This window comes from Aliiroseovarius sp. xm-d-517 (assembly GCF_013283135.1).
GTDB lineage: Bacteria > Pseudomonadota > Alphaproteobacteria > Rhodobacterales > Rhodobacteraceae > Aliiroseovarius > Aliiroseovarius crassostreae.
Genome location: NZ_WBXT01000001.1, coordinates 3,039,976 through 3,059,402, shown reverse-complemented (window position 1 = coordinate 3,059,402; position 19,427 = coordinate 3,039,976). Strand labels below are relative to the sequence as shown.

Sequence of the window (19,427 nt, the reverse complement as noted above, 5' to 3'; positions counted from 1 at the left end):
TTGTTACTCGCCGAACGGCAATCAAAGGACAGCAAAGGGAAATCCATGTCAGACACGATCACCCGTGGCACCATCCACGCAGACGAGCTTGAGGTCGGCATGTGCCGCACCCTCACCAAAGAAGTGACCGATCGCGATATCGAGCTGTTTGCCGAAGTGTCCACCGACCGCAATCCGGTGCATCTGGATGACGACTATGCCAAGGACACCATGTTCAAGGGCCGGATCGCCCACGGAATGCTGACCGCCGGACTGATTTCAGCTGTGATCGGTGAGCAACTGCCCGGTCATGGCACAATTTACCTTGGTCAGAACCTTGCCTTCAAAGCGCCGGTGCGTCCCGGTGATGTGGTCACTGCAGAGGTAACGGTGATGGAGGTGGACCCGGCAAAAGGTCGTGCCACGCTCAAGACCGAATGCCTGGTGGACGGAAAGCCGGTTCTGACTGGCGAGGCCAAAGTGCTTGCCCCGAAGCGTGGATGACAGCAGGACCGACATCCGGAAGGCCCGGCAAAGAGGGGCTCTGCCCCTCGCCTCTCTGAGGCTCACCCCGGAGTATTTGTGCCAAGAAGAAGCAGTGGTGCAGATTTGCTGTCATCCGAGCTGATCACCGGGGTTGCACAGGCGCGGCGGGAGCGGTAATGCAGCCTCATGCGCATCGTTCGAGACTATCAGTTTATTGCCCCTGAAGACCGTGGTGCTTCCGCGGTGATTGGCAATTTTGATGGCGTCCATCTGGGCCATCAATATGTGATCGACATTGCCCGCAAGGCGGCAGCCCAGTCTGGTGCTCCGCTTGGGGTCATGACCTTTGAACCCCATCCGCGCGAGTATTTTGCCCCCAAGGCCCCGCCCTTTCGCCTGATGGGATCGGAGGCGCGCGCGCACCGTCTGGAAAAGCTGGGGGTCGAGCGGCTTTATGAGCTGAGCTTCAACGACACGCTGTCCGCCCTCACACCGCGTGAATTTGCACAGGACGTGATTGTTGACGGTCTGGGGCTGGCCCATGTGGTTGTCGGCGCGGATTTCTGCTTTGGTCAGGGGCGCGCGGGTCATGCTGATGATCTGGTGGCCCTTGGGCAGGAACTTGGCTTTGGTGTCACCATTGCGCCTTTGATGGAGGATGCCGGTCGGGAGGTCAGCTCCACCGCGATCCGGCAGGCACTGAGCGAGGGTCGCCCGCAGGATGCGGCGCGGATGCTGGGCCATTTGCACCGGATCGAGGGCGAGGTGATCCGGGGCGATCAACGCGGTCGGGATCTGGGCTATCCGACTGCCAACATGTCTATCGCGGGGCTACACCCGCCGAAATTTGGTGTCTACGTGGTTGAGGTCGATATTCTCACCGGTCCGCACCAGGGCACTTACGGGGGCGCCGCCTCAATGGGCACCCGCCCGATGTTCGGGGAAAACCTGCCCAATATCGAAAGTTTCCTGTTTGATTTCAAAGGCGACATCTATGGCGAGCACCTGTCGGTGGCGCTGATCGAATATCTGCGCCCGGAGCGGGTCTTTGACAATCTGGACGCGCTGATCACCCAGATGAACGCCGATTGTGATACCGCGCGTGACATTCTGACTGCGCGCAAACGGAGGGATACATGATCCGGCATGTCGTGTTCTTCACTGCGCGCGAGGCGAAATATCGCGACCAGATCTTTGACGGGTTGAACCTGTTGCAGGGCATCCCGCACAAGCGTTTTCTTGAAGTCGGACGCAATCTGGCCACGGACCCGATCCCCGGCACACACCCGGATTTTGTGGTCTATGGCGAATTTGACAATGAAACGCAGCTGGCCGCCTTCAAGGCCCATCCCCTATATCAGGCCAGCATCGACAAGGTCCGCCCGTTGCGGGATCTGCGCATGTCGGCTGATTTCCTGACCGGTCAGAGCTGACCCGATGGCTGCCGCTTTGCGCAAGAAATTCTGGGAACGCCCGCTACAGGATCTGACCCCTGACGAGTGGGAAGCCCTGTGTGACGGATGCGGGAAATGCTGCCTGAACAAGCTGGAAGATGAGGAAAGTGGCGAAGTGGTCTTTACCCGCATCGCCTGCCGTCTTCTGGACAATGACACCTGCCGTTGCGCCCAATATGACATCCGGTTGAATTTCGTACCGGAATGCATTGTGCTGAGCCGCCGGAACATTGCCGAAATTGCGTATTTCATGCCCGCGTCCTGCGCCTATCGCTTGCGCCATGAAGGCAAACCCCTTGCCGACTGGCATCCGCTGATTGCGGGCGGGCCGGAACGGATGCACGCGGAGGGCCGGTCGGTCAAAGGCTGGACCATTCCGGAATTCGATGTCCCGGAAGAAGAATGGGAAGATCACCTGATCGAGGAGCCACACTGATGTTCTTTGCCTCTGACAACACCGGCCCGGTGCATCCCGACATCCTTGCCGCCCTGACCGCCGCCAATGATGGCTACGCCATGCCCTATGGGGCGGATGACCTGAATGCACAGGTGACCGCGCGTATTCGTGACCTGTTCGAAGCCCCCGAGGCAGCCGTTTATCTGGTTGCCACCGGCACTGCGGCCAACTCACTGGCACTGGCCACCCTGGCCCAGCCCTTTGAAACCATTTTCTGCACTGGTGAGGCGCATATCCACGAAGATGAATGCAACGCCCCAGAGTTCTATTCCGGTGGTGCGAAACTCACCCTTGTGCCCTCTGTGGACGCGAAAATGACACCGGACAGCCTGCGCACCAGCATCGCCAAGGAAGAAACCCGCGGCGTGCATGGCCCGCAGCGCGGCCCGGTATCGCTGACCAATGTGACCGAGCGGGGCACTGTTTATTCCGTGGCCCAAATCGCGGCGCTGACATCCGTCGCAAAAGACTACGGCCTTGCCACCCACCTGGACGGTGCACGGTTTGCCAATGCGCTGGTCGCACTCGGCTGTTCGCCCGCTGACATGACCTGGAAAGCGGGCATTGACGCAGTGAGCTTTGGCGGCACCAAAAATGGCTGCATGGGTGCGGAAGCGGTGATCTTTTTCGACCCCAAACATGCCTGGGAATTTGAATTGCGCCGCAAACGCGGAGCGCATCTTTTCTCAAAACACCGGTTCCTGTCGGCACAGCTGCTGGCCTATCTCGAAGACAATCTCTGGCTGGATCTGGCGGCGCGTGCAAACGCTGCCAACGCTCGTCTGGCACGGGGGCTAAAACAGATCGACGGCACGTCCTACATCTATGAGCCCGAGGCCAATATCAGCTTTGCACGCTGGTCGCGCCGTGCCCACCAGACACTGCACAAGGCAGGGGCAGCCTATTATGTCTGGAATGACGACCTTGCCGGGGATGACCCGGATGAGGCGCTGGAGGCGCGCCTTGTCACCAACTGGGCCACAACGGATGAGAACGTCGACCAGTTTCTGTCGCTGATCCGGGGATAACGCCACCGGCGGACACATCCTGATGGGGGATCATTTTCTGGTCAGAAATATCCCCGCCGGAGGCACAAAAACCAAGCGCAGCGCCAATGCTGGAACAGGCCGCAAATGGGGGATCAGCCCCCAACAGACGCATGTTCAAGATGTCGCCTGATCTCTTCAGAAACCAGTTGCGGGTGGGAAATTGGCGCCATATGTCCTGCCCCCTCGACAACCACCCGCCGAACGTCCGGCAGGCGGGCTTCAAAGACGTCGTGAATGGCTGCGACAATCGACGGGGATTGCGCGCCTTCAATCAGCAGGCACGGCATTGTCAGCGCCTCAAGCGCACCGAGTGCTGCCTGACCATAAAGGTCGTCCCCGGTCACCGGGGCGCAGGCAACAATCAGATGGATCCGCGCCGCCATATCGTCGCGCAGAATGGTCGGCAGCCGCTCCCACGGGGTGCCACCGCCCCAAAGCCCGTGGAACAGACGCGCCGCTTCGATCCGGTCTCCTGCATGGAACGCCGAGGCAAAAGCCCCGTTCATGAAGCCATCCAGCGCGTCAAACACCTCCTGCCCTCTTGCCGCCGCAAACAGGACCGGCTCGATCAGGGTCAGGCTGCGCACCTTTGCGGGGGCAATCTGCGCCACGCGCAACGCAATCACTGCGCCAAAGCTGTGCCCGACCAGATCGACGGGGCCAGTAGCCTCACGGTCCAGAAGCCCTAAAACCGCATCTACCGCCTGCGCGGTATAGTCCCGCTGCGGGTCCCAATCCCCGCTTTGCCCATGGCCCGGCAGATCCGGTGCCAGCATCGACAGGTCATCATCCAGCAGGCGGGCCACACCGCGCCACGCCCCGGAATGGGCCAGCGAACAATGCAGCAAAAGCGCCTCGCGACTGCCCTGCCCCATGCGTGTCCAAAAGGTTTGCGTGCCCGAAAAACTCTCTTTGCTCATGCCTCGCTTATGAGCGGGCGGCGAGATGGGCGTCAAGCTGGACCAGACGGTCCTGCCCCCAGAACCTTGCGTCATCATCGGTGACATAGAAAGGCGACCCGAACACGCCTGCTTTCACCGCATCCTCGGTGTTAGACGCATAGGTTTCGGCCCCATCAAGCATCCCGGTTATGGTCAACATGCGTGAAAAGCCATGGGCCTCCAGCGCATCCCCAATCACCTCGTCTTGGGCGATGTCCTTTTCCTCGGCCCAAGTGGCACGCAAAATGGCCTGCACCAGCGCGCCCACATCACCACCGCCCGCTTTCGCCGCCGCAATGATCGCGTAGGAGGCGGGGGCGGGATTGGTTGGCCAGAAAGCGGGCGTGTGGTTCATCTCCATGCCCAGCTCTGCCGACCAGCGTTTCAGCTCCTGCATCCGATAGTCCATCCGGCTGGGATGGCGATCTGCGGGTTTCTGCCCGCCCATCCGCTCGAAAATCGCCATGATGTCCATCGGTTTGTAGGTGATGCCCACCCCGTGCCGCGCTGCGATCTCCTCAAGCCGCGCCCCGGCCAGATAGGCCCAGGGGGACAGAACCGTGAAATAATAGTCGATATGGGCCAAAATAATCCCTCCTCTTTCCTGCAACCTGTTTAAAGGAATCTGTGCGGGTGGTAAGGGAGGTCATCGTCACGATTCTGTCATACGGGCCACTTGGGGAAGCTACCATGCCGTCGATCACCGAACCGAAACTCATCTCTGGCAATGCCAACCAACCGCTGGCCAAGGCTGTTGCCAAACGCATGTCGCTTCATCGCGGCGAACGTGTGGGGCTGGTGGATGCCCGCGTCGAACGTTTCAACGATCAGGAGGTCTTTGTCGAGATCTACGAAAACGTTCGCGGCGAGGATATGTTCATCATCCAGCCGACCTCGAACCCGGCCAATGACAACCTGATGGAGCTGTTGATCATCTCGGACACGCTGCGCCGCTCCTCCGCCGCCCGCATCACCGCCGTGATCCCCTATTTCGGCTATGCCCGTCAGGACCGCCGCACCAAGGCCCGCACCCCGATTTCGGCCAAGCTGGTGGCAAACCTGATCGCCCAGTCGGGCATCGAGCGGGTGCTGACCATGGACCTGCACGCCACCCAGATCCAGGGGTTCTTTGATATTCCGGTGGACAACCTTTACGCCAGCCCGGTCTTTGCCCTCGACGTGAAACACCATTTCAAGGATTGCCTCGACGAGGTGATGGTCATCTCACCCGACGTGGGCGGTGTGGCCCGCGCCCGCGAATTGGCAAAACGCATCAACGCCCCGCTTGCCATCGTGGACAAGCGCCGCGAAAAGGCCGGGGAAGTGGCTGAAATGACCGTGATTGGCGACGTGACCGGCAAACGCTGCATCATCGTCGACGACATCTGTGACACCGCAGGCACCCTGTGCAAGGCCGCCGAGGTTCTGATCGAACAGGGCGCCAGCGAAGTGCATGCCTATATCACCCATGGCGTCATGTCTGGGCCGGCCGTGGAACGCGTGACCAAATCGGTGATGAAATCACTGGTGATCACGGATTCGATTGAACCCACCGAGGCCGTGCAGAACGCACCGAATATCCGCATCGTGCCCACCGCACCGATCTTTGCGCAGGCCATCCAGAACATCTGGGGCGGCATGTCGGTTTCGTCACTCTTTGACCATGACACGCTGGAACCGCTTTACGAAGGCATGTATACCTGAGCGTTTTCAAGGCGTTGAAAGAACTTTGTTCAAACAGAAGGGCCCGTCAGGGCCCTTTTCCATTCCACCGAAAGCCATTCGTTTTCACCCCACAAAGGGGAGATCGAAAAGGGAAAATCGAATTGCGGCACGAGCTATCAATGATGTGGGCGTGTCGGGAATACCCTATGTCTGCGGCTGGTCCCGAAATGCTTTACGCACCAGGGATTACTCTACATCCCAATTATCCGGATCCGGCATCGGCCCCATCGCCAGCCAGTCGGCACGGATACGGGCGACCTTCGTGTCCCCCCAGGTCCGGAACACGATCTCAAACCCTTCATGGGTGACGTTTTCAGCACAGATATCCGCCCGGAGATTGGTGTTGCAGGACATATCCCACATGGACATGCTTACCTGCACGACCGGCACTTCGGCAAAACGCCCATTGAAGCTGACCGACGCGCGGAACTCTCGCGGTCCCTCTCCGGTCCACATATCGCCGTCATGTTCAAAATCGGAAAACAGAACGCGACTGCCCTGTTCGACGCCCAATAAGTTGCGATCAAATGTCCTCATGGTTGAACCTGAAAATTTCCTTTCATGCCAATAAGCCAAAGAATTCAGGCGTTTTCAAGGCATTCTGCGCAATCTGAAGAAGAGGGGGAAGATTACGATCACAATCAGGCCCGAGAATAGAAAGGGCGCACCGGGCAGGTAAAGAACCGCCTCTTCGGTGGCGAAAAACTGGAACATGCCGGTCATGACCATAGGGGCAATCACGGCGGAGATCGAGCCAAGAGAGGCGATGACCCCTTGCAACAATCCCTGCCGGTCCTCGGCCACGCGATTGGCCATCAGCGCTGTCATTGTCGGTGGCGCCATATCCGAAAGGGCCGCGACCAGAAGGAAGGAAAACATCACCATCACACTTGCAGTCAGGCCAAAGACAACAAAGGCAGCTATCGCACAACCTATTGAAAAGATGAGCGTTTTAAACTCCCCAAAGCGTGGAATCATGAACCGCATCACCACGCCCTGGGTAAAGGTGATCCCGACCCCATAGGCCGCCAGTGTCAGGCCAATCAGCGCCGTGCCCCAACCAAATACCTCGCGCGTCCAGAACGCCCAGAGGGTGGGATAGACCATATTGGCAAACTCAAACAGGAACAGAAGGATCAGCGGAAGCCCCAGCCCCGGCAGGCGGAACGCATCCAGAATAGAGCTGAACGGATTGAGGTCCCGGCGCACAAAGCTGCGTCGTTTTTCCTTGCTAAGGCTTTCTGGCAAAACGAAAATTCCAAACAGGACATTGATACCAGCCATGGCCGCAGATAGCCAGAACGGAGCGGTGATATGCCAGCTGGCCACCACCCCACCGATGGCAGGTCCGATGACAAAACCGATGCCGAACGCTGCGCCAATCAGACCAAAATTCGCCGCGCGCTCCTCGGGTTTCGAAATGTCCGAAAGATAGGCCGTGGCGGTGATATAGGTCCCCCCGGCAATCCCGGCCATGGCACGACCAATCAAAAGCCAGATAAACGTGGTCGACAGCGCCATGATGACATAGTCCACACATAGGGCCACAAGGGCCAACAGCAGCACCGGACGCCGCCCGTAACTATCTGACAAACCACCGATAATCGGCGCAAACAGGAACTGCATCCCGGCATAGGACGCCATCAGAATGCCGCCCCAGAACGCCCCGTCCGCAGTACTGCCCGCCCCCACTTTTGCCATCAGATCCGGCATGATCGGAAACACGATCCCGACCCCGATCGCATCAAGGAACAGGGTGGCAAGGATGAACCAAAGGGCGGCGCGATTTCTCATTGGGGGGTCCGGTGAGTATTAACCAATGGGTCAAGTTCTGACCGGAAGCCGCGCGGGTTGCAATCTTTAAAGTTTTGAGGGGCCGGGAAGGCGAAACTTTAAAGTTTTTAGGGGGGTGGAAGGGGAAAGTTTAAAGTTTTACAGGGGGGGGCAAAATAGAAAAACTGTGACTCCGCCCAGTGTTTTTATAACCTCGCTCACCCTGCTTTGATCAAACGCTTGCCGGAGGTGTAGTGTAATGCGACCCCATGCTCCCCATCCCAAGCACATTCAGCAAACAACGACACGATTGTCCCGGAAAGAGGCGCAGGGTCCGTTGATATTTCCACTTGAATGGTCGTAAATCTGACGAGCTTCCAAATGTCACGCCGCCTTTTTGGCACTTTCGGTGCATCAAATGCAGCCGTTTGTTCCGCCTCCCAATCCAACTGCTTCTGGGGCGTTTCAAAGTCTTCCTCGCAATCCTCAAACGACTGCATGCATGACCGAAACAGGGCTTTTTCTGCTTCTTTTTGCCGCCCGATACGGCGCGCAGAAATTGCACCAACGGCATCCGCTACTTCATTGATTGAGATATTGGATGGGTCAAACTGAACACTCATCTGTGAGCCGGGTATGAATGGTAGTTTTACTTGTCCATTGGTTCTGAGATGGACAAATTCCTGCCGGGTATCATTAAGCAGGTGCATAATTTCTTGCTTGTTCAAAATCAGGATCCTCACCTCAAAACGTGATTGATATTCAACTTAGCTTAAAGCCGAGATATCCGACGAACTGGGCCAATATAAGGCGCAGAGAAAATGGAGTAGATTTCACGGGTGCGGCGGAAAATACACATTCGTGTAGACCGCCCAACAAAAAACCCCGCCACTTGGGCGGGGTTTTTTTATCTTTATCCGGTTTGTCCGGGGGCCGTTTGGCTGCGCGTTAGCGGGCGGAAAGGCCCAGTTCGCTGGCCATGGCGGCGATGTCGACGGTGCGTTTGGCCAGTTCGTCGAGGTTCTCGGCGGTGGCGTTTTCCGTCGCGTTGGCGGCGTCCTGCACAAAGCTGTCCACGACCTCTTGGGTCATTTCAGCCACCGGCACGGCGCGTTCGGCCAGAACCGAGGTGCCTTCTGCGGTGATTTCCGCAAAGCCGCCGGTCACGGCATATTCGGCGTTGCCCTCGGGGCTTTCCACCTTGACGATGCCGGGACGCAGCGTGGTGATGGTCGGCGCGTGCATCGGCATGGCCGTCATGTCGCCATCTGCCCCGGGCAGCTGAACGGCGGTTGCCTTGAGCGAGGCCAGGCTGCGCTCGGGCGACACCAGATCAAATTGCATCGTATCTGCCATTTAGGGTCTCCTTTCAGGATGGTCAGGGGTGGGTTGCCCCACCCCGTCGCGCATCCGATTAAGCGGCGTCAGCGGCCATTTTCTCGGCTTTGGCGATCACTTCGTCGATGCCGCCAACCATGTAGAAGGCGCCTTCCGGCAGGTGGTCATATTCGCCGGCCACAACAGCTTTGAACGAGCTGATCGTGTCTTCGAGCTGAACCTGAACACCGTCCGAGCCGGTGAACACTTTTGCCACGTCGAAGGGTTGCGAGAGGAAACGCTGGATTTTCCGGGCACGGGCCACGGTCAGCTTGTCCTCTTCCGACAGTTCGTCCATGCCGAGGATGGCGATGATGTCCTGCAGCGACTTGTAGCGCTGGAGGATCTGCTGAACGTCGTTTGCAACCTTGTAGTGCTCTTCACCAACGATCTGCGGGTCGAGGATCCGCGACGACGAGTCGAGCGGGTCCACAGCCGGGTAGATGCCGAGCTCAGAGATCGCACGCGACAGAACGGTCGTGGCGTCGAGGTGAGCAAAGGTGGTTGCCGGAGCCGGGTCGGTAAGGTCATCTGCGGGAACGTAGACGGCCTGGATCGAGGTAATCGAACCTTGCTTGGTCGAGGTAATGCGTTCCTGCATCGCACCCATGTCGGTGGCCAGCGTCGGCTGGTAGCCCACAGCGGAGGGGATACGACCGAGAAGGGCCGACACCTCGGAACCCGCTTGGGTAAAGCGGAAGATGTTGTCGACGAAGAACAGAACGTCGGTGCCGGACTGGTCACGGAACTGTTCAGCCAGGGTCAGGCCGGTCAGAGCAACACGAGCACGTGCCCCCGGAGGTTCGTTCATCTGACCGTAAACCAGGGCCACTTGGCTTTCTTCCAGGTTGTCCGGCTTGATAACGTTCGATTCGATCATTTCCCAGTAAAGGTCGTTGCCTTCACGGGTCCGTTCGCCAACACCCGCAAACACCGAGTAGCCCGAGTGCACTTTTGCGATGTTGTTGATGAGTTCCATGATCAGAACGGTTTTGCCCACGCCGGCGCCGCCGAACAGACCAATTTTACCACCCTTGGAATAGGGGGCGAGCAGGTCGATCACCTTGATGCCGGTGACGAGGATTTCCGATTCCGTGGCTTGCTCGTCAAATTCAGGAGCAGGCTGGTGGATGGCGCGGTATTCCTTGGCTTCAACCGGACCTTTTTCGTCCACGGGTTCGCCAACCACGTTCAGGATGCGGCCCAGGGTGGCGTTGCCAACCGGAACCGAGATCGGTGCGCCGGTGTCTTCCACGGCGGCGCCGCGAACCAGACCTTCGGTGGCGTCCATAGCGATACAGCGCACGGTGTTTTCACCGAGGTGCTGCGACACTTCCAGAACCAGTTTGTTGCCATTGTTGTCGGTGTTGAGTGCGTTCAGAATTTCGGGAAGGGCATCCTCGAACTGAACGTCTACAACGGCGCCGATCACCTGGGTGATCTTACCTTTTGCATTTGCCATTGTCGTTTCTCCGATTTCTTAGAGCGCCTCGGCGCCCGAAATGATTTCGATAAGTTCGTTGGTGATCACAGCCTGACGCGAGCGGTTGAACTCGATGGTCAGCTTGTCGATCATTTCGCCAGCGTTGCGGGTTGCGTTGTCCATGGCGGACATCCGCGCGCCCTGCTCTGACGCCGCGTTTTCCAGAAGCGCCGAGAAGATCTGGGTGGCCACGCCCGAGGGCAGCAGCGTTTTCAGAATGCCTTCTTCCGACGGTTCGTAATCATAGACCACCGATGCATCCGCACCCTCTTCAGGCGCGTCGAAGCTGGCCGGGATGACCTGCGTCGCGGTCGGGATCTGGCTGATCACGCTTTCGAACTTGTTGTAAAAGATCGTCGCCACGTCGAACTCACCTTCGTTGAAACGATGGATGAGGTCATGGGCGATGGATTGTGCGTTGGCATAGCCGACGTTGCGCACAGCCGAAAGATCCACATGGTCCACCATCTGGTCTTCGAAATCACGCTTCATCTGCTCGCGGCCTTTTTTGCCGACCGTCAGGATTTTCACCGTCTTGCCGTTGGCCGTCAGCTCAGCTGCCTTTGCACGCGCCATCTTCACGATCGACGAGTTGAAGCCACCGCAGAGGCCGCGTTCGGCGGTCATGACCACAAGCATGTGGACTTGATCGGAACCCGAGCCTGCCAGAAGCGCAGGGGCATTGCCCCCGGCCGAGGCGGCCGCCAAGCTACCCAGAACGGCGTTGAACCGTTCTGCATAGGGACGACCTGCTTCGGCAGCTTCCTGTGCCCGCCGCAGTTTTGCGGCGGCCACCATCTGCATGGCCTTCGTGATCTTCCGCGTGGATTTCACGCTTTCGATCCGGTTTTTGAGGTCCTTAAGGTTGGGCATCGTTTGAGCCCCCCTTAAGCGAAGTCAGCGGCGAACGCGTCCAGCGCAGCTTTGACTTTGTCTTCCAGCTCACCTTTAACCTTACGGTCATTGTTGGTGATATCTGCCAGCAGATCTGCGTGGTTCGAACGCAGGTGGTTCAGAAGACCAGCTTCGAAACGACCCACTTCCGACACGTCGATCTTGTCGAGGTAACCATTGGTCCCGGCGAAGATCACGCAGACGATTTCTGCGTTGGTCAGCGGCGAGTACTGGGCCTGCTTCATCAGCTCGGTCAGGCGGGCACCACGGTTCAGGAGCTGCTGGGTTGCGGCATCAAGGTCCGAGCCGAACTGAGCAAAGGCTGCCATCTCGCGATACTGAGCCAGCGACAGTTTCACCGGGCCGGCAACCGAAGACATGGCTTTGGTCTGGGCCGAGGAGCCAACGCGCGACACCGACAGACCGGTGTTCACAGCGGGACGGATCCCTTGGTAGAACAGTTCGGTTTCCAGGAAGATCTGACCGTCGGTGATCGAGATCACGTTGGTCGGAATAAACGCGGACACGTCGCCGCCCTGGGTTTCAATGATCGGCAGAGCGGTCAGCGAACCGGCGCCGAAATCTTCGTTCAGCTTGGCCGAACGTTCCAGCAGGCGCGAGTGAAGATAGAAAACGTCACCCGGATAGGCTTCACGTCCCGGCGGACGACGCAGCAGCAGCGACATCTGACGATAGGACACGGCCTGTTTCGACAGGTCATCATAGATGATCAGCGCGTGGCGGCCATTGTCACGGAAGTGCTCGGCCATGGCGGTTGCGGCATAGGGTGCCAGGAACTGCATGGGCGCCGGGTCGGATGCGGTAGCAGCCACGACAATCGAATATTCAATCGCGCCGGTTTCTTCCAGTTTCTTCACCAGCTGGGCAACGGTCGAACGCTTTTGGCCGACGGCGACATAGACGCAGTACAGCTTTTTGGATTCGTCGTCGCCGGCGGCGTCGTTGTAGGATTTCTGGTTCAGGATCGCGTCCAGAGCAACGGCGGTTTTACCGGTCTGACGGTCACCAATGATCAGCTCGCGCTGGCCACGGCCGATCGGGATCATGGCGTCAACCGATTTCAGGCCGGTTGCCATCGGTTCGTGAACCGATTTACGCGGGATGATGCCCGGGGCTTTCACGTCAGCCACGCCACGCTTTTTCGCGTTCAGCGGGCCTTTGCCGTCGATCGGGTTGCCCAGACCGTCCACAACGCGACCCAGAAGTTCGTCACCGGTGGGCACGTCCACAATGGCGTTCGTACGTTTGACGGTGTCGCCTTCTTTAATGTCGCGGTCCGAACCGAAGATAACAACACCAACGTTGTCGGCTTCGAGGTTCAGGGCCATCCCGCGGATACCACCGGGGAATTCGACCATTTCACCGGCCTGGATGTTGTCCAGACCGTGCACGCGGGCAATACCGTCACCGACGGAGAGCACACGACCAACTTCAGCAACTTCGGCGTCCTGGCCAAAGTTCTTGATCTGGTCCTTAAGGATCGCAGAGATTTCTGCTGCTTGGATACCCATTATCCGACCTCTTTCATGGAATTCTGCAATGCATTGAGCTTGGCTTTGATCGACGTATCGATCATGCGCGAGCCCACTTTCACGACGAGGCCGCCGATGAGGCTTTCATCAACGGCCACACTCACTTTCACATCCTTGCCAATGGAGCCCGTGAGCGCCTTGGCAAGCTTGTCTTGTTGCGCCTTGGTCATGGCCTTGGCCGAAGTCACCTCAGCGGTCACCTCACCCTTGTCCTCGGCGATCAGCGCGCGCAGCGCGGCGACCAGTTGAGGCACAGCAAACAAACGACGCTTCTGGGCCATCAGACCCAGCGTGTTTGCCACCATTGGCGAAAGTTTCATTTTCTTGGCGATGGCGGCGATTGCGGCGCCCTGTTCTTCGCGGGTTACAACCGGCGAAGTGATCAGGTTGCGGAAATCGGCACTATCGGCGAGAGCTGCGTCCAGGGCGTCGATATCCCCTTCCACAGCTTTCAGGTCTTTGCCTTCCTTAGCCAGTTCGAAAACGGCCGTGGCATATCGCTGGGCAATTCCAGCAGAGATCGCGACTGGTTCGGACACGTCCACCCTTCCGATGTCTTGAGCCCCTTTGTGACGTGCCGTTAAGCACATCGGGGCGGCCTACAGATGCCGCGGTTTTCGCGTGTCATCTAAATCGGGTCGGGATGTAGCAAGGAATTCCCAATCTCGCAACAGGCTTGCACGGGTTTAACGCCAACATAATACCGTTCTGACGCCCTTAAACGCAATCTGTCGCGGTCAGACCCCTATGGGCATGGGGAAATCTGGAAAAACCGGGGAAAAGTCATAACGAGTCGTTTTCGGTATGCAATTGCATCCCAAAAAGCATTTCACAGGTTAAATCGTTCCCCAATTGCCACAGTAAGCCCCCCTCCACACCCTATTCCGGCGACTGTTCAGCATGTGATTCTCGCCATTTTCAGGACGATTTGCGACCCCACGCAGGGCCGCCCCACCAACCGGGGGCCTGAACCCCTGCCCCGTCCAACAGGTGCCGCGCAGTGAGTATTGTCCAAAGATCACCCGGAGGTCGTCGGCGCCGTGGGTTCCGGCACCCCCATGCCTTCCAGCACCTTCAGCGGCTTGCGCACCCGCTGCGCCAGGCCCGGACGGCGTGGTGCCGGGATCTGTTTGGACACTTCGACCATCAGGACGCCCCCGCCCATCACAATCGGCAACTGCTGCCCGGCGCGTTCCCAGAAATTCCCGGTCTTGAGCCAGAACCGGCGCGACGAGGGGGGCTGGTAAAGTGCCGACAGATGCCGCTCGACGTTAAAGCCATATGTCTTGAGCTGCCCCTCAAGCTGCCCCGCCGAATAGGGCCGGCCATAACCAAAGGGCGTCTTGTCAGAGCGTGCCCAAAGCCCGGCCCGGTTCGGCACCACAAACAGCGCGCGGCCACCGGGGCCCAGCACCCGGTAACACTCATCCAGCAGGAAGGCCGGGTTTTCGCTTGTCTCCAGCCCGTGCATCAGGACCAGCCGATCCACCACCCCGTTTTCGAGCGGCCAGATCGTATCCTCAACCAGCGCGGCCACATTGGCCATTCCCGCAGGCCAGGGCATCACCCCCTGCGGGGCAGGCATCAACCCCATCACCCGGCGCGCGGTCTTCAGATAGGGGCGCAGCAAAGGCACCGCAAAACCGAACCCCGCCACGGTCTGCCCCTTGCAGCGTTCGGGCGGCCACAGCGCCACCACCTTGTCACGCACCGCCTTCTGCGCCGAACGGCCCAGCGTGCTGCGGTAATAAAAATTGCGAAGGTCTTGCACATCAAGATGCATGGGCGGCCTTTGACTGGCGGATCTTCCCCGCACGATAGCGCACCCGGCGAGAAATGCCAGCACTCTCAATCCGTTCGACAAAAGCTGTGTCGGTAGAACCGATCTGCCGCGCCCCCGGCACTCAAGCCCCGGCAGCTTTCCTCCCCCCGCCCCGGCCCAACCCCGGCCTGGAAACCCAAGGACTGGCTCAGCTTATTTTCTTGTCAGAAATATCCCGGGGTGAGGACGAAGTCCGAGGGGCAGCGCCCCTTTTCCAACCGCCCCTTTTCCAACCACCCGGCCTCAGGACCGCCCAGCCTCAGGACTGGCGAGGGGGGGCAGCTCACGCCGTCTTCTCAAACACGCAAAGGAGGTTGTTGGCCGGCATTTCGATCAGGGCAAGCTGGGTGAGGCCGCCCCCCTCCGCCAGCCGGGTCACATCTTCGACGGCCTTATAGCCAATCGCGGCATCGCTGCCGCGCAAGCGGGCGTCAAAGGCGCGATCCCCGTCGGACCGGAACTGTCCGCCCATCCGAAACGGGCCATAAAGGCACCACCGTCCGCCTTTTTCCAACGAGCGCGCCACCCCGGCCACCACTTCGCGCAGGGCCTCCTCGCTGATCAGATGCAACAGGTTTACGGTCATCAGCACGTCAAACCCCTCCACCTTCCAGCCCGGTGCGCTGGCATCCAGAAACTGCGCGATCCGCATATTGCGATGGCCCGCCCGGGCCCGCCAGGCGTCGATACTGTCAAGCCGCTCTGGCGCGATATCGGTGGGTTGCCAGACGATGCCGGGAAAGGCCCCGGCATAGGCAATGGCATGTTCGCCGGTCCCGGACGCAAGTTCCAGCCCATAGCCACGTTCCGGCAGATAGGGCGCTATGGCGTCAAGGATCGGGGGGATATTGCGGGCCGCAGACGGGGCGGACAGGCGCACATCATCGCGCGCCGCTGCCCCTTCCGGGCCAACGGGATGGGCCGTGGAATGGGGCACCTCTCCGACCATGCGCCGCTCCGTTCTGCATCCTGTCACATATTGTCCTGTGTCTCAGTATTGTGTCCCGGCGGCAATTGCGCAAGAGTGGTTGTCCACGTGATGAAAGGCCCTCCATGCTGACCCTTGTGACCCTGCCCTGCCTGACCGACAATTACGCCTATCTTCTGCATGATGATGAAACCGGGTCGACCGCGGCGATTGATGTGCCGGAGGCGGCGCCGATCCTGCGCGAGTTGAAGATGCGCGGCTGGCACCTGAGTGAGATCTGGCTGACCCATCACCACTGGGATCACATTGATGGCGTGGCTGATCTTGTGGCCGCCACCGGTGCCCCGGTTCTGGGGGCGGCTGCGGATGCCCACCGCCTGCCCCCGCTGGCCAGGGCTGTTTCGCCCGGTGAGACGTTCTTATTCGGGTCCCATACCGTCGACATCCTTGACGTGCCTGGCCATACAATCGGTCATATCGCCTTTCACGTCCCGGCCGCCCGCGCCGCCTTTACCGGCGACAGCCTGATGGTGATGGGCTGTGGTCGCCTGTTCGAAGGCAGTCCCGAGCAGATGTGGCACAGCCTGTCTGCCCTTGCAAAACTGCCCGCCGATACCAATATCTGTTCCGGCCATGAATACACGGCCTCCAACGCCGCCTTTGCGATCACCATCGAACCTGACAACGCAACCCTTGCCGCCCGCCGGCAGGATATCGACAAGGCGCGCGCGCAGCGCCTGCCCACCGTTCCGGCCCCGCTGTCGCTTGAACTTGCTACCAACCCGTTCCTGCGTGCCCATCTGCCCGAGGTGAAAGCCGCCCTTGGCATGACAGGTGCCGCTGATGTCGATGTGTTTGCCGAAATTCGGCACCGAAAAGACACGTTTTGACGTTTTCAACAATTCACGAGTTCAGTTTTCCCAAAAAATCGCGTATCATATCAATGTCTTGAGCAGCTTGCGCAGCACTTGGGATGAGGGGTTTCTCTGTTGCCTCCGCCTGTCGGGGCCAATAGAAGACCGTTAATCTTCACGGTAAATTCCCAGAAAATTGACATAAAACCCCTTGAAGAAGCGCCGGGAAAACCGAAACTTAAACATATGAGGCCAATCTGGGGGAAATTGACCCCAAGCAGGGAAGCCTGTGCAGATTACGAGGAGAATGCCACGTGCCGTCCTTTTCTAAACCGCTGGAAGACGCCATTCACCACGCGCTTGCGCTTGCCAATGAGCGAAAACATGAACTGGCCACGCTGGAGCATCTGCTGCTGGCCCTGATTGACGAACCCGACGCTGCACGGGTGATGCAGGCCTGTTCGGTCGATCTGAACGCCCTGCGCAAGGATCTGCTGGAATTCATCGAAACCGAGCTTGCGACCCTGATCACTGATGTCGACGGCAATGAGGCCGTGCCGACCGCTGCCTTCCAGCGGGTGATCCAACGGGCCGCCATCCATGTGCAAAGCTCGGGCCGCACCGAAGTGACCGGGGCAAATGTGCTGGTTGCGATCTTTGCCGAACGCGAATCCAACGCGGCCTTCTTCCTGCAAGAACAGGACATGACCCGCTATGACGCGGTGAATTACATCGCCCATGGCGTGGCAAAAGATCCCGATTTCGGAGAGCCCCGCCCCATCACCGGCACCCCCGATTTCGACGAGGAAATGTCCGAAGCGCAGCCGGTTGAGGAAAAGGAAACCGCCCTGGGCAAATATTGTGTCGATCTCAATGCAAAAGCCCGCGAAGGCGAGATTGACCCGCTGATCGGGCGCGACCACGAAGTCGAACGTGCCATTCAGGTCCTGTGTCGTCGCCGCAAGAACAACCCGCTTCTGGTGGGCGATCCCGGCGTGGGCAAGACCGCCATTGCCGAAGGGCTGGCCACCAAGATCGTTGGCGGGCAAACCCCTGAAATCCTGTCAGAAACCACGATCTACTCGCTCGACATGGGCGCGCTTCTGGCAGGCACCCGTTATCGCGGCGACTTTGAAGAGCGGCTGAAAGCGGTGATGAAAGAGCTGGAAGACCATCCCGACGCGGTGCTGTTCATCGACGAGATCCATACGGTGATCGGTGCCGGTGCCACCTCGGGCGGGGCGATGGATGCCTCGAACCTGCTCAAACCTGCCCTTCAGGGCGGCAAGCTGCGCTGCATGGGGTCCACCACCTACAAGGAGTTCCGCCAGCATTTCGAAAAAGACCGCGCCCTGTCGCGCCGGTTCCAGAAAATCGACGTGAACGAACCGTCGGTCGAAGACGCGGTGAAGATCCTCAAAGGGCTGAAACCCTATTTCGAAGAACATCACGGGGTCAGCTTCACCGCCGATGCCATCAAATCTGCTGTGGAACTGTCCGACCGCTATGTGAATGACCGCAAATTGCCGGACAAGGCGATTGATGTGATTGACGAAGCTGGCGCGGCCCAGCACCTCCTGCCCAAGGACAAGCGCAAGACCTCGATCGGCGTGACCGAAATTGAAGCCGTGGTCGCCAAGATCGCCCGGATCCCGCCGAAAACCGTGTCCAAGGATGATGCGGAAACGCTGCGTGATCTGGAAAAATCGCTCAAGCGGGTGGTGTTTGGACAGGACAAGGCGATCGAAGCGCTGTCCTCGGCCATCAAATTGGCCCGTGCCGGGCTGCGCGAGCCGGAAAAACCCATCGGCAACTACCTGTTCGCGGGCCCCACCGGCGTCGGCAAGACCGAGGTCGCCAAACAGCTTGCCGACAACCTCGGCGTGGAGCTGCTGCGCTTCGACATGTCGGAATATATGGAGAAACACGCCGTTTCCCGCCTGATCGGCGCCCCTCCCGGCTATGTCGGGTTTGATCAGGGCGGCCTCCTGACCGATGGCGTGGATCAGCATCCGCATTGCGTGCTGCTTCTGGATGAGATGGAAAAGGCCCATCCGGATGTCTACAACATCCTGCTGCAGGTCATGGATAATGGCGAACTGACCGATCACAACGGTCGCACCGTCAGCTTCCGCAACGTGGTGCTGATCATGACCTCGAACGCAGGGGCGTCGGAACAGGCCAAGGCGGCCGTGGGCTTTGGCCGTGAGCGGCGCGAAGGCGAAGACACCGCCGCGATTGAACGCACCTTCACGCCGGAATTCCGCAACCGTCTGGACGCGGTGATCAGCTTTGCGCCGCTGGGCAAAGAGGTGATCTTGCAAGTGGTCGAGAAATTCGTGCTGCAACTGGAGGCCCAGCTTCTGGATCGCGGTGTGACCATCGAACTGACCCGCGCCGCCGCCGAATGGATCGCCGACAAGGGCTATGACGACCGGATGGGCGCCCGCCCGCTGGGTCGGGTGATCCAGGAACATATCAAGAAGCCGCTGGCAGAAGAGCTCCTGTTCGGCAAGCTGTCCAAGGGCGGCATGGTGCAAGTCGGCATCAAGGGCGGCGAATTGGAGCTGCGTATCGAGAAGCCGAAAAAGCCGCAGCTGGGATCCCGTAAAAAGCCCCCGCTGCTCACCGCGGACTGATGCGGAAAACCGG

20 protein-coding genes are annotated in these 19,427 nt (G+C 59.3%); 8 read left to right on the top strand and 12 right to left on the bottom strand.

Translation table 11 applies throughout. From position 1 onward, the window contains the following. The first annotated feature begins 45 nt into the window (after nt 1-45). From XMD517_RS14560 to XMD517_RS14540, 5 genes are all read left to right on the top strand, one after another. Nucleotides 46-483 (top strand): MaoC family dehydratase, encoded by a 438-nt coding sequence (locus tag XMD517_RS14560; RefSeq protein WP_173485290.1) that lies wholly within the window; start codon nt 46-48, stop codon nt 481-483. A 168-nt stretch (nt 484-651) separates the two neighbouring features. Further along, nucleotides 652-1,605, top strand: a complete 954-nt coding sequence (locus XMD517_RS14555) for a bifunctional riboflavin kinase/FAD synthetase (RefSeq protein ID WP_173485289.1) — start codon at nt 652-654, stop codon at nt 1,603-1,605. Next, on the top strand, nt 1,602-1,898 hold the full coding sequence (locus XMD517_RS14550) for a Dabb family protein (protein WP_055188455.1): 297 nt from the start codon (nt 1,602-1,604) through the stop codon (nt 1,896-1,898). The genes XMD517_RS14555 and XMD517_RS14550 overlap by 4 nt, the downstream gene beginning before the upstream one ends. A gap of 4 nt (nt 1,899-1,902) precedes the next feature. Beyond that, nucleotides 1,903-2,355, top strand: a complete 453-nt coding sequence (locus XMD517_RS14545) for a YcgN family cysteine cluster protein (protein ID WP_055188453.1) — start codon at nt 1,903-1,905, stop codon at nt 2,353-2,355. After that, complete coding sequence (locus tag XMD517_RS14540; protein WP_173485288.1) at nt 2,355-3,404, top strand: low specificity L-threonine aldolase; 1,050 nt, start codon at nt 2,355-2,357, stop codon at nt 3,402-3,404. Before XMD517_RS14545 ends, XMD517_RS14540 begins: the two co-directional genes overlap by 1 nt. A gap of 113 nt (nt 3,405-3,517) precedes the next feature. Here XMD517_RS14540 and XMD517_RS14535 read toward each other — a convergent pair whose 3' ends face one another. After that, nucleotides 3,518-4,345, bottom strand: coding sequence for an alpha/beta fold hydrolase (locus XMD517_RS14535; RefSeq protein WP_173485287.1), 828 nt, complete (start codon nt 4,343-4,345; stop codon nt 3,518-3,520). A gap of 7 nt (nt 4,346-4,352) precedes the next feature. Continuing rightward, the gene (locus XMD517_RS14530; RefSeq protein ID WP_173485286.1) at nt 4,353-4,952 is read right to left on the bottom strand and encodes a 2-hydroxychromene-2-carboxylate isomerase; all 600 of its coding nucleotides are present in this window, start codon (nt 4,950-4,952) and stop codon (nt 4,353-4,355) included. A gap of 104 nt (nt 4,953-5,056) precedes the next feature. On the opposite strand from XMD517_RS14530, the gene XMD517_RS14525 reads away from it, so the two are divergent. Then, entirely contained in the window at nt 5,057-6,070 is a 1,014-nt protein-coding gene (locus tag XMD517_RS14525) for a ribose-phosphate pyrophosphokinase (RefSeq protein WP_173485285.1), read from the top strand. A gap of 207 nt (nt 6,071-6,277) precedes the next feature. Here XMD517_RS14525 and XMD517_RS14520 read toward each other — a convergent pair whose 3' ends face one another. The 10 genes from XMD517_RS14520 to XMD517_RS14475 all read right to left on the bottom strand — a co-directional run bounded on the left by XMD517_RS14520 (nt 6,278) and on the right by XMD517_RS14475 (nt 15,942). Next, nucleotides 6,278-6,628 (bottom strand): H-type lectin domain-containing protein, encoded by a 351-nt coding sequence (locus tag XMD517_RS14520; RefSeq protein ID WP_173485284.1) that lies wholly within the window; start codon nt 6,626-6,628, stop codon nt 6,278-6,280. Nucleotides 6,629-6,682: 54 nt separating this feature from the next. After that, the gene (locus XMD517_RS14515) at nt 6,683-7,885 is read right to left on the bottom strand and encodes an MFS transporter (RefSeq protein ID WP_173485283.1); all 1,203 of its coding nucleotides are present in this window, start codon (nt 7,883-7,885) and stop codon (nt 6,683-6,685) included. 197 nt (nt 7,886-8,082) lie between these two features. Further along, nucleotides 8,083-8,592, bottom strand: coding sequence for a hypothetical protein (locus XMD517_RS14510; RefSeq protein WP_173485282.1), 510 nt, complete (start codon nt 8,590-8,592; stop codon nt 8,083-8,085). Between the two features lie 220 nt (nt 8,593-8,812). Then, nucleotides 8,813-9,220: a F0F1 ATP synthase subunit epsilon gene (locus tag XMD517_RS14505; RefSeq protein ID WP_055188438.1), complete on the bottom strand. Its 408-nt coding sequence runs from the start codon at nt 9,218-9,220 to the stop codon at nt 8,813-8,815. Nucleotides 9,221-9,278: 58 nt separating this feature from the next. Further along, nucleotides 9,279-10,703, bottom strand: a complete 1,425-nt coding sequence (gene atpD, locus XMD517_RS14500) for a F0F1 ATP synthase subunit beta (protein WP_173485281.1) — start codon at nt 10,701-10,703, stop codon at nt 9,279-9,281. Between the two features lie 18 nt (nt 10,704-10,721). Then, on the bottom strand, nt 10,722-11,597 hold the full coding sequence (locus tag XMD517_RS14495; protein ID WP_173485280.1) for a F0F1 ATP synthase subunit gamma: 876 nt from the start codon (nt 11,595-11,597) through the stop codon (nt 10,722-10,724). A 14-nt stretch (nt 11,598-11,611) separates the two neighbouring features. Further along, nucleotides 11,612-13,150 carry a F0F1 ATP synthase subunit alpha gene (gene atpA, locus XMD517_RS14490; protein ID WP_173485279.1) on the bottom strand — a complete coding sequence of 513 codons (1,539 nt, stop codon included), beginning with the start codon at nt 13,148-13,150 and terminating at the stop codon, nt 11,612-11,614. Next, nucleotides 13,150-13,716 carry a F0F1 ATP synthase subunit delta gene (locus tag XMD517_RS14485; protein ID WP_368493340.1) on the bottom strand — a complete coding sequence of 189 codons (567 nt, stop codon included), beginning with the start codon at nt 13,714-13,716 and terminating at the stop codon, nt 13,150-13,152. The genes atpA and XMD517_RS14485 overlap by 1 nt, the downstream gene beginning before the upstream one ends. A 473-nt stretch (nt 13,717-14,189) precedes the next feature. Next, complete coding sequence (locus XMD517_RS14480; protein WP_173485277.1) at nt 14,190-14,954, bottom strand: class I SAM-dependent methyltransferase; 765 nt, start codon at nt 14,952-14,954, stop codon at nt 14,190-14,192. 322 nt (nt 14,955-15,276) lie between these two features. Beyond that, nucleotides 15,277-15,942 (bottom strand): DUF938 domain-containing protein, encoded by a 666-nt coding sequence (locus XMD517_RS14475; RefSeq protein ID WP_173485606.1) that lies wholly within the window; start codon nt 15,940-15,942, stop codon nt 15,277-15,279. A 104-nt stretch (nt 15,943-16,046) separates the two neighbouring features. On the opposite strand from XMD517_RS14475, the gene gloB reads away from it, so the two are divergent. Together gloB and clpA are read left to right on the top strand one after the other, a co-directional pair. After that, nucleotides 16,047-16,811, top strand: coding sequence for a hydroxyacylglutathione hydrolase (gene gloB, locus XMD517_RS14470; RefSeq protein ID WP_173485276.1), 765 nt, complete (start codon nt 16,047-16,049; stop codon nt 16,809-16,811). Between the two features lie 278 nt (nt 16,812-17,089). Continuing rightward, nucleotides 17,090-19,414 carry an ATP-dependent Clp protease ATP-binding subunit ClpA gene (gene clpA / locus XMD517_RS14465; protein WP_173485275.1) on the top strand — a complete coding sequence of 775 codons (2,325 nt, stop codon included), beginning with the start codon at nt 17,090-17,092 and terminating at the stop codon, nt 19,412-19,414. Nucleotides 19,415-19,427 lie beyond the last annotated feature (13 nt).

Coding starts and splice junctions, on each gene's coding strand:
- atpA (WP_173485279.1), bottom strand. CDS start 13,150: ATGGGTATCCAAGCAGCAGAAATCTCTGCGATCCTTAAGGACCAGATC.
- XMD517_RS14535 (WP_173485287.1), bottom strand. CDS start 4,345: ATGAGCAAAGAGAGTTTTTCGGGCACGCAAACCTTTTGGACACGCATG.
- XMD517_RS14505 (WP_055188438.1), bottom strand. CDS start 9,220: ATGGCAGATACGATGCAATTTGATCTGGTGTCGCCCGAGCGCAGCCTG.
- XMD517_RS14515 (WP_173485283.1), bottom strand. CDS start 7,885: ATGAGAAATCGCGCCGCCCTTTGGTTCATCCTTGCCACCCTGTTCCTT.
- XMD517_RS14520 (WP_173485284.1), bottom strand. CDS start 6,628: ATGAGGACATTTGATCGCAACTTATTGGGCGTCGAACAGGGCAGTCGC.
- XMD517_RS14545 (WP_055188453.1), top strand. CDS start 1,903: ATGGCTGCCGCTTTGCGCAAGAAATTCTGGGAACGCCCGCTACAGGAT.
- atpD (WP_173485281.1), bottom strand. CDS start 10,703: ATGGCAAATGCAAAAGGTAAGATCACCCAGGTGATCGGCGCCGTTGTA.
- XMD517_RS14525 (WP_173485285.1), top strand. CDS start 5,057: ATGCCGTCGATCACCGAACCGAAACTCATCTCTGGCAATGCCAACCAA.
- XMD517_RS14560 (WP_173485290.1), top strand. CDS start 46: ATGTCAGACACGATCACCCGTGGCACCATCCACGCAGACGAGCTTGAG.
- XMD517_RS14555 (WP_173485289.1), top strand. CDS start 652: ATGCGCATCGTTCGAGACTATCAGTTTATTGCCCCTGAAGACCGTGGT.
- XMD517_RS14475 (WP_173485606.1), bottom strand. CDS start 15,942: ATGGTCGGAGAGGTGCCCCATTCCACGGCCCATCCCGTTGGCCCGGAA.
- gloB (WP_173485276.1), top strand. CDS start 16,047: ATGCTGACCCTTGTGACCCTGCCCTGCCTGACCGACAATTACGCCTAT.
- XMD517_RS14495 (WP_173485280.1), bottom strand. CDS start 11,597: ATGCCCAACCTTAAGGACCTCAAAAACCGGATCGAAAGCGTGAAATCC.
- XMD517_RS14550 (WP_055188455.1), top strand. CDS start 1,602: ATGATCCGGCATGTCGTGTTCTTCACTGCGCGCGAGGCGAAATATCGC.
- XMD517_RS14540 (WP_173485288.1), top strand. CDS start 2,355: ATGTTCTTTGCCTCTGACAACACCGGCCCGGTGCATCCCGACATCCTT.
- XMD517_RS14480 (WP_173485277.1), bottom strand. CDS start 14,954: ATGCATCTTGATGTGCAAGACCTTCGCAATTTTTATTACCGCAGCACG.